The organism is Methanothermobacter tenebrarum (assembly GCF_003264935.1).
In the GTDB taxonomy this organism is placed as follows: Archaea; Methanobacteriota; Methanobacteria; order Methanobacteriales; family DSM-23052; genus Methanothermobacter_A; species Methanothermobacter_A tenebrarum_A.
Map to the genome: position 1 here is coordinate 15,406 of NZ_QLOE01000004.1, position 12,111 is coordinate 27,516.

The window sequence follows — 12,111 nt, forward strand, 5'->3', positions numbered from 1 at the left end:
CTTCTAGAACTATTTAGGGGGTGACAAGTCATATTATCATTTTTTATGTTATAAATATTTTTCGGCACATGCCCGGTAGGAAGTTCTTCCCTACAAATTTTATAATTGGAAGTTTTGGATGTAATAGAGTAATATTATGAAGGATATATTTAGGACCATGAACAGAATGTCAGCTCTTTTTAGTGGAGATTTTTTTTGGTACATTTGGCTTTCTTGGGAATATCCGCGGCTTAGCATGCTTAGATAAGTCTTTTCGCCCTGTTCATAAGCACGTAGGAATATCATTGCAATGGTTTCCCCTATCTTTTTCAGTCTCCATGAGTATTCAGTGTTCTTGTTCCATATATCGAAGCATCGGGTCTTTTGGGCATTTTTTATCCTCTCAAGTTCATCATAGAAAAAGAACAGATACCTTACAGTTAGATTGAGAAGCATGATAAATGTGTGTGGTATCCCGATTCCCCTCATTGAATTTGTAAGCTCCTGCATTGTTGTTGTTGAAGAGAGTAGGATTATCGCTGTTATGCTAACAGTTATCTTCGCAAATAATAATATGCCGAATAGGAGTCCTTGCATTGTCACATGAACCCCAAGGGGTCCGGTCCAGATAATGTCACCAGCCTTTATAAATAATTGGAATAAGGCGATGAAACCTCCAAATGGTAATATCAAAAATAGTCTCTTTAATGTGTAAGATAATGGTATCCTAGAGAATAATAGTAAAAGTAGAAGATAAGCCTCCATTATAAAAAGGATGAGGGGATCAGAGGCGCTCACTGCATAGACTATTATGATTAGACTTATTATTATTTTTATGCGCCCATCAAGATTATGGATAGGACTTTCTTTCAGGGTTTCCTTTTCTATGCTTATAAGATTTTCCATAAAAGGACCTCAAAAAATAAAAAAGGGGGGAGGGGGTGGTTATTTCCCAGTTTTAAGCGCCACACTTATCCCATAAGCTATGATTAGAACTATTATTGTGCCAAGGACTAATGAAAGTACTTCCCCTTCCTTACCGAGCCCTGGTATGGTATAATCAGGCAGGGGTGATTTTATGACTGGTTCGGTCTCTGGATTTGGCATGACCTTTTCTGCTGTACTTTCTAATCCGTCAGGGTTTGAAGATGCTAGGAATGGTGCTAGTACTGCTATGATGAGGGCTATGATAACCCCACCAACAATTAGTTTCTTGTCTCGACTCTTCATTTAGATAACACCTCGGCCTTTTCTTTTCCCCACTCTTTAAATGAGAATAGGTCGGGACGAGCGCTTTGAACTGCTAGTACTATTACTACGGTTAGGACTCCTTCTATGATCCCTATGACTGCATGGTATAATCCCATCATTGCAAGTCCTTTATCTAGTGGGAATGTTCCTGCGATCCACATTTCTATCGCACATGCTATAGCTGCCAAGAATATTGAAGCCCATGCTGCTATGAAAACTGCGGGTATTTCTCCTAGGCCCTTTGTACCCTTGAATAGGTAGTATCCTACGAATCCTCCGATGATGCCCATGTTGAGGATGTTAGCCCCTAATGCTGTTATTCCACCGTCTCCAAATATTAGACCTTGTAGTATAAGTACGATGGATAATAATAGGACTGCTGCCCATGGACTTGCGAATATTATGGCAATGAGTGCTGCGCCGACCATGTGTCCACTTGTACCCCATGGGATTGGGACGTTCATTGCTTGTATCGCGAATATACCAGCTGCTAAAACGGCGAAAAGGGGGATTCGCTTTTCATCGAGTTTTTTGCCGGCCCATCTAATACTAAAATACAAAGCTACGAGTGCTATTATCCAGTAGACGACGCACTGGGAAAGTGGTATGAAACCATCGGGTATATGCAAGCTATCTTACCTCCTAATTCTTCTGATATTATCATATACATTATATAATATAAACATTACCCCTAGTATTACTCTAGATTGTATTATTTATATAGAGGGTAATAACAATTTTTTGTTTCCTAAAAAAAGAATAGAGGACAAGCAATAAATGATTCAAACTTGGAAAAAATAGGTAACTTGTAGATTGTATGAGTTTATTTCCTAGCCCTTGCAACCTTTCTAGCTATGACTAACTCTCCAATTGCTATAAGTCCAACGAAGAATTTTTCAAGCCCGCCAGTCGCCCAAATCGCCTCTCCAAATGTTGATTTTTTTATCCTTTCCTCGTATTCTTCTGCTGTTATCCTTTCTCCTGTTCTCCTTCTTGTGATTATAGCAGCAGCTTCCATGAGCTCATCCCAACTTATACCCTTTAACTCTTGTGACATGGCTTCAAAGATCTTGTAAACCTTGATCTCATATAAACTAGAAAGTGTTTTCACTATATCCAATGCTCTTACAATCCCGACAATGACACCTTCATCATCTAATACAGGCAGGTTAACAACCTTATGTTTTGAGATTTCCAAGACTGCTAATCTTGCAGGGTCATTTTCATGTACGTGTATAATCTCCTCTGGTATGTGCATAATCTCTGACACCCTCTTTTTACCCTCCCTAAGGCCCCTGATGACATTGAGGGATGTTATCCATCCTATAAGTCTCCTTTTCTCGTCTACTACAGGTATGGTGAATCTTTTATGTGTTTCCATTTTTTCTGATACTTCATCTAGATCTTCATCTGGGCCTACTACTATGAATTTCTTATCCATAAGCTCTTTAACTTTCATAGGATAACCTCTTTAATTTTAGTGCGCCTACGGGGCATTTAGTAGAGCATACTTCACATAATATGCATTTATCCTCTAAGAATATGAGTTCCTCGTCTTCGAGTCTTATAGCTTCTGTTGGACAATTTTCCTCACATATTTGACATGCAACACAAGCTTCTCGGTCTATTAGAAGTTCTTTCGTTTTTATTACGGGTCCGAGTTCTCTTTCAAGTTTTATCGCGCCTTCTTCACATACATTTGCACAAGCTCCGCAACCGATACATATACTGGTATCTATGGTTGCGGTTTCATCTTCGAGTCTTATAGCTTCTGTTGGGCAGAATCTGATGCATGTACCGCAACCTTTACATCTTTCACTGTCTATTTTGATGTTTTTCATTCTCAGGATTCTGTGGGGTATTTTCAAGTCTTTGAGGTGGTATTTCACATCTTCGTCTATTGTTGCTGTGCTCTCAACCACATTTATGCATCTTATAGGACAAGTCTGGGCGCATATTTCACATTTCACACAATTTTCAAGCACTTTAGCCTGTCTAGTGGATTTTGCATCGGCCATGGCGTCCACTGGACATTCTTCGGCGCATAGGTTACATCTTATACATTCTGGGGAGATTGTTATGAATTTACCCTTCATTTCACATTTTCCAACATCTAAACCTTGGCCTTCCACGGCCTCTAATTCCATGTATCTCCCCTGTAAGTCTTCTTTAAGCGCGTCTTTACTTTTTTTAAAGATTATGTCCATTCTTATACACCATTAATCTGCGATTAGTTTGATGGCGTTTACGGTGCATATTTTTTCACATTCACCACAGCTGATACAAGCTTCCTGGTCAACTATTATTTTATCGTTTTTGAGGCTTAGGGCATTTACTGGGCATTTGTTTACGCAGATACCGCATGCTTGACAAATCATATCATCAGGGATGACCTTTCCACTCTTTGGCCCCTTGATTTCTCTTCTTGTAAATAGTATCCTATCATCTTTGATGGTGAAGAATTCTTCTTTGAGGGTTATTGCCTCTACTGGACAAGCTTGTACACATTTTCCACAATATACACATTCTTCTCCTATGCTAATTGGGGCTGGCATTTCAAGTTCTATGCAGTTTACTGGGCATTCATCGACACAAGCTCCGCAGCCAATACATTTCTCCTCTAAACTTGTTATTTCTCTATGTGGTTTGGTCTTTTCGATTATCTCTACTATTTCATCTATTTCAATGTCCCCGTCTATGATTTCCTTGATTTTTTCTTTTATCTGATCTGTTATATCTATTTCAAAGCTTTTTTCGTCATGTTTATTGCTTATTTCATCGGCGATATTTTCTAGGATAGAGTTTATCCTGCTTGTGGCCTCTGCTACTTTTTCTGTTTCTTTTTCGAGAATTTCTGATACCATTTCCATGGTGTGTATTCTGTTAAATTTTCTGATGGCTGTGGTTCTTGTGGTGTATTTGATGGCGGTTGATGGGCATACGTCCATGCATTTTTCGCATCTTGCACAATATGCAGGGTCTATGTAGGGTAATTTACTTACTTTCCCGACTTTTATCGCCCCTTTGGATGGGCAGACTCTTGTGCATGTCATGCAACCTATGCACTTGTTGTGGTTTATTACCAGGGCCTTTCCTGTGGCCACGGCCCTTGGTAGGATTTCACCATATTTTATGGCTTCTGAGGGGCATGCTCGGGCGCAGTAACCACATCTTACACACTTTTCTTCATCTATCACTGGGTGTATTTCCTCTTTACCAGAGGCTACGAGTTCTATGGCACCAGTTTTACAAGCTGCAACGCATGCTCCACAGTTTAGGCAAAGTTTCGGGTTTATTGTAGGTGTTGGTTCTCTTATAGGCTCTGATAGGATGGTTTTCATTTTTATGGCATCGTATGGGCATGCTTCCCTGCATAGTATGCATCCTATACATTTTTCGTCTATTTCGATGTGGTTATCTGGTGGTATTTCATGTATGGCATCTACTGGGCAGACTTTAAGGCAGGGCCTATCCTGGCATTTTTTGCACTTCTTATCATCTATTTCATATTGGACTTCTACTTCCCTTATTGGTTTGTATGTTTTTTCGACAGTTACTGGAATTTTTATCAGCCCCTTCCAACTATCTGGGATGGTTTTAGGGTTATGAGGATTTTATCATCTTTTAGGAGGAATCTTGCAGTGTATAATCCTGGGACTCCGAATGGACATGTTTGGTAGCATATGCTGCATCTGAGGCACTTTTCAGGGTCTCTTTCGGTGATGCCTTTCTCTTCGTTGTATTTGAGGGCGCCTGTGGGGCATTCGTCTATGCATAATCTACAACCTTTGCATTTGTCTTCATCCCAGGTTATTACATTGATCTTAAGTCTGTCTGTTATATTTTCCACTATCTTGGTTACTTTTTCTTCATCAGGAAGTATTTTAAGGGCTTTTTTCATAATTTTGGATAGTGGGAATTCCAATTTTATAATCTTGTCAGGGTCATAGTCTGGGAGTTTTCTAACCCTTTCAACTTCTAAGTTTATAGCCTTTTCTAGATTCTCGACTAATAAGTTAATTATCTCTTTTTGTTCGTCGATGTTTGTGATAAAGACTTCTTTTATGGCTCCTTTTATTGGACATGCGTTGATGCAATCTCCACATGATACACATTTTGACTGGTCTATGGTGATTATGTTGTCATGGGATGAGATGGCCCCTACCTTGCAAGCTTCTAGGCATTTTTCGCAGCGTATGCAAAGGTAGTCATCGATCACATAGAGGGTATCCTTTGGTAGTATCTTGTATTCTTCTTTTATAAGATAGTTTTCACCTGTTTTGAGGGTTTTTGGTTCTGTTGGGCACACTTCCACGCAGAATCCGCATCTTATACAAGCTGATTTGTTTATGACAGGGTAGGCCATTTCCATTTCATCGTCTCTCACCAGTTTTATCGCCCCTGGGGATGGGCAGGAGGCTACGCAGGCTCCACAGGAAATGCATAATTCTTTTTGGACTTCTGGGAAATCTCTGAACCTTGATGGCGATTCGGCTATCTCTGGATCTGTTTTAGCATCTAGGAATCTTTTGATCCATTTTTTCCTTGCGAATTCGTATATGTACCATATTACAGAGGACATTATAATTTACCTCTCATTTTCTCCTTTCTGTGTGGTATGTTCTTTTAAAAGGTTGTTCATACCCCTGAAATCTTTTTTGTTTCCATCTTCATCGATTATTGTTACACGTTCGGTGCAGGCAATGCAAGGGTCTATACTCTGGTATATGGCGACTGCATCTGCTATTGTAGGCGAATCATTGAACATATGTTTTACACAAGCTTCAAGGTTCATTATAGTGGGGGTTCTTATGGTTATATCCCTTATGATACCATTTTTCGCTGTTTCGAATATGTATGTGACTTCGCCTCTTGGAGCTTCGTATCTGTTATCAATTGAACCTTCCGGTATTTCGCACTCTTTCCTTATCGGCCCTTCCGGGAGTTCATCGATGGCTCTTCTTATTATTTTTATGGATTCTAGTATTTCATCGAACCTTACCATTATCCTTGCATAGTTGTCGCCTTCTTTTCTCCATACTGGTTTGAAATCGAAGTAGTCTGTGAAGGTTGGATGTTTTTGTCTCCAGTCGAATTTTACACCGGAACCCCTTGCTATGGGTCCTACTGCCCTTACATCTATTGCTTCTTCTCTGGTCATTTTTCCTATGTCCTTGGATCTTAGGCCTAGGAATGCTCCGGTTTTGAACATTTTACGGTATCTGTATACTGCTGGTTCCACTATATCCAAGTTTTCTAATATTTTCTTGATTTGGTTTTCTTTGATGTCCATTCGCACTCCGCCGACTACGTTCCAGGCGTAGTGCACTCTGTTTCCTGTTATCATTTCTGTAAGGTCCATTATTTTTTCTCGGATGTTTAGTAAGTATATTCCGAGGGTTTCGTGTTCTATTGCCAGGAAGTATATGGCATTGGCAATTAGGTGGCTTTGTATACGGTTGAGTTCACCTACTATTACCCGGAGGTATTGTGCTCTGAGTGGGGGTTCGCACTCTGCAATTTTTTCTAGGCCCTCTATGAATGTTACGGGGTGGAAGTGGGAGCATATGCCGCAGATCCTCTCTGAAAGGTAGACTACTTTCTGCCAAGGTTTGCCCTTGGCTATCTGTTCTGCGCCACGATAGAAATAGCCTAAGTCTACTTCGGCGGCTACTACACGTTCTCCTTCTGTTTTGAGTTTTATTCTTAATGGTTCTTTTATCCCTGGGTGGATCGGCCCTATGGGTATATAACTCATTATCATCCCTCTTGTGGATTATTTTGAATAGCTGGCCAAGACTCCTGGCACGTATTTTAGTATGGCTGTGGCTATCTCGGCCGGTCTTGGCGGGCATCCTGGGACTTCAGCATCTACTGGTATGAAATTGCTTACTGGGGCCCCTGTTTTGTCGGATTCTTGTTGGAATATGCCCCCTGTTAGGGCGCATGCTCCTATTGCAAGCACTGCTTTCGGTTCTGGGACTTTGTTGTATAATTCTATGAGTTTTTCTTGCCATTGTTTTGCCACGTGTCCAGTGACTAGTAAGGCGTCGCATTCACGTGGGTTGTTATGATAATATATGCCGTATTGTTCGAGGTCGTATCTTTTTGATAGGAGTGCGGCTACTTCTATGTCGCATCCGTTGCATCCTCCAGTGCAGATTAGGCAAACGTGAATGGATCTTTTCCTTATGAAGTCTTTTATCATCCACTCCCCTCTAGGATTTTTATTATCTTCTTCCTGGCCTTTTCTATCAGTTTTTTATACTCTTCTGGGTCTATTTCTAGTTTCCCAGAAATTTCTAATCTTTTTATGATTTCTTCTTTTATGGCTTTGAGTTGTTCTTTATCCAAGAGTTCTAGATGGTCTAGGTAGTCTAGTCCTAGGTCTAGTTCTATTTGTTTTTCAAGTCTGAAAAGTATTGCTTGTTCCATTGATGAGTGGGATGATTCTATCCTTGCCATGTCCAAGTTTTTGGCTAATAATTCCTCCACTTTTTCTATTGGGATCTTCAAGGCTTCTGAGAGCGTTTTCAGCACCTGGTTTTTGTAGGCGTAACTTTCAAGTTTCCATAGTTTTATCTTTTTTATTGTCTTGTCGGTCATAGGGTCACCCATAGTATTAATGCAAATAGGATCCCTATTATGCTCTCATAGACACCATATCCTGGTCTCATCCCCATCACAAAACCTATGAAGAATAATCCGATGGGTGCGTAGATGATCATAAGCCCGCCCCCGATTAAAGCGAGTATGAGTGGTATGGGTTCTATCCTTTTTCTTACGAATGGTTCACTGTGCCACTTATAACTTACCTCTAACCCTATCAGCATCCCAATGGTGAACATGAGCAAATGTGGAAGGTATGTGAAGTATGCCATCTTAGAAGCCTCCCCCCTTGGATATGAAGGCTGCTGTGATTATGAACATGATGATAACAAACCAGAATGCTATGGTCTCAATCTTTTCCACCCTTTCACCTAGGAAGAAAAATGAAACTAATAATGTGAATATTATAACAGCTAGTATTGCAATCCTTAATTGCATGATACTAGCTGCAACCATTACCATGATAAGAATGCCGATCATTGCCAGTGACAATACTATATATGATCTTTCCATTATTTACACCTCACACAAGGACGGCATTTACGAGGGCCAGTACTGCGAATATCCATTGTATCATCACAGAGTGATATGGTGCCACCATCGGTGTCAAGGCAACGATAAATCCTAGGACGATTGTAATGATTGTCATCCCTATGATATAGTCTAGTGACGTGTTTATTATACCCCCAAGGAAGAGGGTTAAAAAGCACCATAGGAGTACGAAGTAGCCTAGGATTTCACCCATCATCAGAACACCCCTTATAACCCCAAAATGCTCTGTCTTATAACCTGAAACTATATCCTTACCCCATACAATCCCGAATGGACTATAAGGGGCCTTTGAAACTAGTAATATGAACACAGCCAATGCACATAACGGTAATTGCATGATAAGGGGGCCGTGGATGATCTGATAATTGATTATATCAGACAGTATAAGGGTGTGGGTTTTGAAGTATACTAGTGCCATGACCGCTATTAGGGGCATTTCAGCAGTAGCAGAAAGAACTGCCCTACAACTTCCCATTTTTGTATAAGGGGACCCAGAAGCTAGGCCTATACCATGCTCTGAAACCTTATGTATAGCATAGCATAATATTACGATACCGAGTGGACCATGTAGTATTGGGCCTATGATGAGTGCAAGAACCCATAGACCATCTAATGCCATTACTATCGCCACATATAATGGCATGCTCGAGGTTCTAGGGATCGAAAGCTCTTTTATATAAAATTTGAATGTGTGTAGTAGATGTTGTATTATGGGCGGTCCTGGTCTGCCCTGGATCCTCGCTATAACCTTCCTTTGGAGTCCTAATAATAATCCTCCTATTATGAATGCTGTGATTATCTCTAATAACATGTAAGGTAAGTTGACTGTGGATAGATATGCCATCTTTATCACCAGATTAGTAACCTGTGAATGTTATCTTTGTACGTTCTTTTTCCTCTTTCTTGGTCTTTGCACGGGCCATTAACACGAGGCCGATATAATATGCTGATAGTGGGATGAAAACGGTTAAAATTACGATTGAAACAACTAATGGGGGTGGTATTATAAGTCCAAGTATGATGGGTAGGCTGGTGACTGTTGCGAGTATACTATTTTTTGTATTTTTTTTCATTGAGGATCACCCCAGGATTAATAGGACTTCTATTACCCTTGTGAAGACCATTAGGGAGCTTAAATGCATCATATTTATATAGGGGGCTCCCTTTGCTCTTATCATTTCTACTTTGGTTGCGAATAATGGTGCCAATGCACCTTCTCCTATAGCCCCTATTAAGAGTAATGTCCGGCTCATATTCAATATAGGGTTTGTTGGGATGTTTGCGAGGATGCCCATGCTCAGGGTGCCTGTGTTTGCTAGTATCATGGCCACTCCACCGAAGAGTGGTAGGCTACAGATCATGAGTACGAGGCCATAATGGAATGTTGCATCAAGGACGTGGGTGTCTTTCACTCCTGCGAATATGCCCATGTTTGTGATGCCAGTTAATGATACGAATAGTGCGAAATTGAACAAGTCTCCTGTGGTAACCACGCCTGTTAATGCTATACCACAGAGTATTGTCATGAATCTCCTGAACCTGGCCTCTTTTTTCTCTACAGTTGTCGTTCTTACTATGTCTTCTCCGAATCTTGCTACTGATCTTAATTCTGGCTTGCTTAGTGCTAGGAATATTGTGAAAGCCACTATAACCGCAACTAAGGCTAGTGAAAATGGGCTTATATATAATACTATGTCCATGAATGGGATGTGTCCTATTATTGGACCGTTTAAATTTGTTATTTCATTCATAACCTTGACCGCCCTTATTTATTGAATTCCTCCCGATTTAGTATTCCTAGAAGTCCGAATTTCAAGGCTACTTTGATTATGATCCCGCCACCTGACATGAATAGTGCCACAAGCCATAATCTGGGGTTTAAGAAATATAATAGGAATCCTAGAAGCCATAAGCACCATGCTAACCCTGAAACTCCTGACATTTCCTCCCAGAAATCAGTTGATAAGCCCTTGGGTTCTCCTATGAACAGGTAGATGAGTATACCAGCCCCTGCGACAGCTCCCCCTGTAAAACCTGTTAGTATCGTACCATATACAACACAGAGGAGTGAGGTCATGGGGATGGCTGTTTTTAAAACTTCCATGTCGATAGGTTTATATTTTTTCAATCTTGGGTAGCTGGTTCCTCTTTTTGTATATTCTCTGAATATTAACACTTCTGTTACTGCTAGTATCTCTGCTAGTGATACAACTAACCCTGGGAGGATGAGTGCTTCGGCTAAGTCAGTCCCTACAGCTGCCACGATTATCAGCATGGCATAGGTGACTATCTGGATTATCAGGATCTTTTGGAAGTCATCTCTCTCTATTATAACCCCTGAAAGTCCTATGGCGGCTGTTAAGATGGCGATTATGATCGCTATGGGATAAAAGTTTACGATTATCTGAGGCACGACATTAGGGACTATTGAAAGAGGATCCATTTTATTATTCTCCCGTCATTTTTCTTGTCCTATTTAATATAACCCAAGAGGCTATAGTAAATGCTGTGAATAATATGGATGATTCGAGTATCGTGTCTAATCCCCTTGTATAATAGAGGATTTCATCTAGGATCCCCCCAGGATGCGCTACGATAGTGGTGCCTAGGTGATATGAAACATCCCTCATCCACTGGGAGAATGGGGTTAGATAGGCTGTTATCCACCCCTCATATGGGCTTTTGTACTGTGATCTCACTATACCCCTATTATTGGGATCTACTGGTAATCCGCCACGATTATAAGGTGCGAGATTATAACTCACATCAACATTTTTCTTGGCCAACTCTATCTGGAGTTGAGGTGGGGGTTTAGGATAGACTTGTTCAGGGTTGAGATGAAATGGAAGAGGCAAACTAAAAATTAATACTACTGCTATTGCGAATGCAAATATCTTAGGGACAACCCTAGGCTCGGCTAACAGATTTAAGATCCTCCCTATCAACTTATAGAGCCCCCCATTTCTTCCAATCTTATAATAGCCCTTATCATTATGATATAGAGGATCGGGTTCACACTTAGAAATGTTAACATTGCAAGGGTATAATTATAACTTAAAAAGATTAATGCTACACCAGTAGAAGGGACTGTGAGGTTTATTATCCTAACTATGGGCTCTTCGGAGGTTTTAGGCCCGAATACAACACCCAAACCTCCGATTAATAGTAGAGTTAATCCCAGGTAGAATGATATTAGTGGGAGTGTCCCGGTGGCTGAGATCATCCTACTTCGCCTCGCATTTTTCTGATTTCAAGTACTCTAACCAATCCTATCATCATTATGATTATCCCTACAAAGGTCATGAATGAAGATGCCATAGCCACGTCAAGGTAGCCGAAGGTTGCCACGATACTAATTAGACCATCACCTAACACTGCTAACATGAGGAACTTGTCTATGGGCCTTGTTTGGAGCACGCCTCCTAGTGCTCCGACTATCATTAGGATGGCCGCAGCATATACGAATTCGATGTTCATTGTTCTATCTCCTTTACCTTACTTATGGTGAATGCTATTGCATTGGCGCCTACAGTTGCGAGTATAAAATATACCATGGATGTTATAGCGCCCAGTGGTGATGGATTTTTGAGTGTTATAACCGCAGCAACCCCGAAATTTATAACGTTGAGGTATGGCATCCTTTCTAGCCTATTCTGGGTTATGAAGAGTCTTAAAACCATATATATTATTATACATGAAATAATTGTCTCTTCTATCATT

20 protein-coding genes are annotated in these 12,111 nt (G+C 40.5%); all 20 read right to left on the bottom strand.

The window, feature by feature from the left end; all coding sequences use genetic code 11:
- Positions 1–99: 99 nt before the first annotated feature.
- Positions 100–885, bottom strand: coding sequence for a cobalt ECF transporter T component CbiQ (gene cbiQ / locus DPC56_RS03960; RefSeq protein WP_112093776.1), 786 nt, complete (start codon positions 883–885; stop codon positions 100–102).
- Positions 886–924: 39 nt separating this feature from the next.
- Positions 925–1,209, bottom strand: a complete 285-nt coding sequence (locus tag DPC56_RS03965) for a PDGLE domain-containing protein (protein WP_112093777.1) — start codon at positions 1,207–1,209, stop codon at positions 925–927.
- Positions 1,206–1,859 (bottom strand): cobalt transporter CbiM, encoded by a 654-nt coding sequence (gene cbiM / locus DPC56_RS03970; RefSeq protein WP_112093778.1) that lies wholly within the window; start codon positions 1,857–1,859, stop codon positions 1,206–1,208. Before cbiM ends, DPC56_RS03965 begins: the two co-directional genes overlap by 4 nt.
- Before the next feature lie 194 nt (positions 1,860–2,053).
- Positions 2,054–2,689 (bottom strand): CBS domain-containing protein, encoded by a 636-nt coding sequence (locus tag DPC56_RS03975; RefSeq protein WP_112093779.1) that lies wholly within the window; start codon positions 2,687–2,689, stop codon positions 2,054–2,056.
- Entirely contained in the window at positions 2,679–3,437 is a 759-nt protein-coding gene (locus tag DPC56_RS03980) for a 4Fe-4S binding protein (RefSeq protein ID WP_112093780.1), read from the bottom strand. Before DPC56_RS03980 ends, DPC56_RS03975 begins: the two co-directional genes overlap by 11 nt.
- 12 nt (positions 3,438–3,449) lie before the next feature.
- Complete coding sequence (locus tag DPC56_RS03985) at positions 3,450–4,823, bottom strand: 4Fe-4S binding protein (RefSeq protein ID WP_348638836.1); 1,374 nt, start codon at positions 4,821–4,823, stop codon at positions 3,450–3,452.
- Positions 4,799–5,812, bottom strand: a complete 1,014-nt coding sequence (locus DPC56_RS03990) for a 4Fe-4S binding protein (RefSeq protein ID WP_112093782.1) — start codon at positions 5,810–5,812, stop codon at positions 4,799–4,801. The genes DPC56_RS03985 and DPC56_RS03990 overlap by 25 nt, the downstream gene beginning before the upstream one ends.
- Before the next feature lie 6 nt (positions 5,813–5,818).
- Positions 5,819–6,988: a hydrogenase large subunit gene (locus DPC56_RS03995; protein ID WP_112093783.1), complete on the bottom strand. Its 1,170-nt coding sequence runs from the start codon at positions 6,986–6,988 to the stop codon at positions 5,819–5,821.
- An 18-nt stretch (positions 6,989–7,006) separates the two neighbouring features.
- Positions 7,007–7,438, bottom strand: coding sequence for an NADH-quinone oxidoreductase subunit B family protein (locus tag DPC56_RS04000; protein ID WP_112093784.1), 432 nt, complete (start codon positions 7,436–7,438; stop codon positions 7,007–7,009).
- Positions 7,435–7,836, bottom strand: coding sequence for an EhaM family protein (locus DPC56_RS04005; protein ID WP_181454383.1), 402 nt, complete (start codon positions 7,834–7,836; stop codon positions 7,435–7,437). Before DPC56_RS04005 ends, DPC56_RS04000 begins: the two co-directional genes overlap by 4 nt.
- A complete protein-coding gene (locus DPC56_RS04010) occupies positions 7,833–8,111 on the bottom strand; it encodes an energy-converting hydrogenase subunit EhaL family protein (RefSeq protein WP_112093786.1) in 279 nt (92 codons plus the stop codon). Before DPC56_RS04010 ends, DPC56_RS04005 begins: the two co-directional genes overlap by 4 nt.
- Position 8,112: 1 nt before the next feature.
- Positions 8,113–8,352 (bottom strand): hypothetical protein, encoded by a 240-nt coding sequence (locus DPC56_RS04015; protein ID WP_112093787.1) that lies wholly within the window; start codon positions 8,350–8,352, stop codon positions 8,113–8,115.
- 10 nt (positions 8,353–8,362) lie between these two features.
- Entirely contained in the window at positions 8,363–9,235 is an 873-nt protein-coding gene (locus DPC56_RS04020; RefSeq protein ID WP_112093788.1) for a respiratory chain complex I subunit 1 family protein, read from the bottom strand.
- A gap of 13 nt (positions 9,236–9,248) precedes the next feature.
- On the bottom strand, positions 9,249–9,464 hold the full coding sequence (locus DPC56_RS04025; RefSeq protein ID WP_112093789.1) for a hypothetical protein: 216 nt from the start codon (positions 9,462–9,464) through the stop codon (positions 9,249–9,251).
- Positions 9,465–9,470: 6 nt separating this feature from the next.
- Positions 9,471–10,142, bottom strand: a complete 672-nt coding sequence (locus DPC56_RS04030; RefSeq protein ID WP_112093790.1) for a proton-conducting transporter transmembrane domain-containing protein — start codon at positions 10,140–10,142, stop codon at positions 9,471–9,473.
- Positions 10,143–10,156: 14 nt separating this feature from the next.
- The gene (locus DPC56_RS04035) at positions 10,157–10,834 is read right to left on the bottom strand and encodes an EhaG family protein (protein WP_112093791.1); all 678 of its coding nucleotides are present in this window, start codon (positions 10,832–10,834) and stop codon (positions 10,157–10,159) included.
- Between the two features lie 4 nt (positions 10,835–10,838).
- The gene (locus DPC56_RS04040; protein WP_220084811.1) at positions 10,839–11,336 is read right to left on the bottom strand and encodes an EhaF family protein; all 498 of its coding nucleotides are present in this window, start codon (positions 11,334–11,336) and stop codon (positions 10,839–10,841) included.
- A complete protein-coding gene (locus DPC56_RS04045; RefSeq protein WP_112093793.1) occupies positions 11,333–11,614 on the bottom strand; it encodes an EhaE family protein in 282 nt (93 codons plus the stop codon). Before DPC56_RS04045 ends, DPC56_RS04040 begins: the two co-directional genes overlap by 4 nt.
- Positions 11,611–11,868: an EhaD family protein gene (locus DPC56_RS04050; RefSeq protein WP_112093794.1), complete on the bottom strand. Its 258-nt coding sequence runs from the start codon at positions 11,866–11,868 to the stop codon at positions 11,611–11,613. The genes DPC56_RS04045 and DPC56_RS04050 overlap by 4 nt, the downstream gene beginning before the upstream one ends.
- Positions 11,865–12,110, bottom strand: a complete 246-nt coding sequence (locus tag DPC56_RS04055) for a DUF2109 domain-containing protein (RefSeq protein ID WP_112093795.1) — start codon at positions 12,108–12,110, stop codon at positions 11,865–11,867. The genes DPC56_RS04050 and DPC56_RS04055 overlap by 4 nt, the downstream gene beginning before the upstream one ends.
- Between the last annotated feature and the right edge of the window lies 1 nt (position 12,111).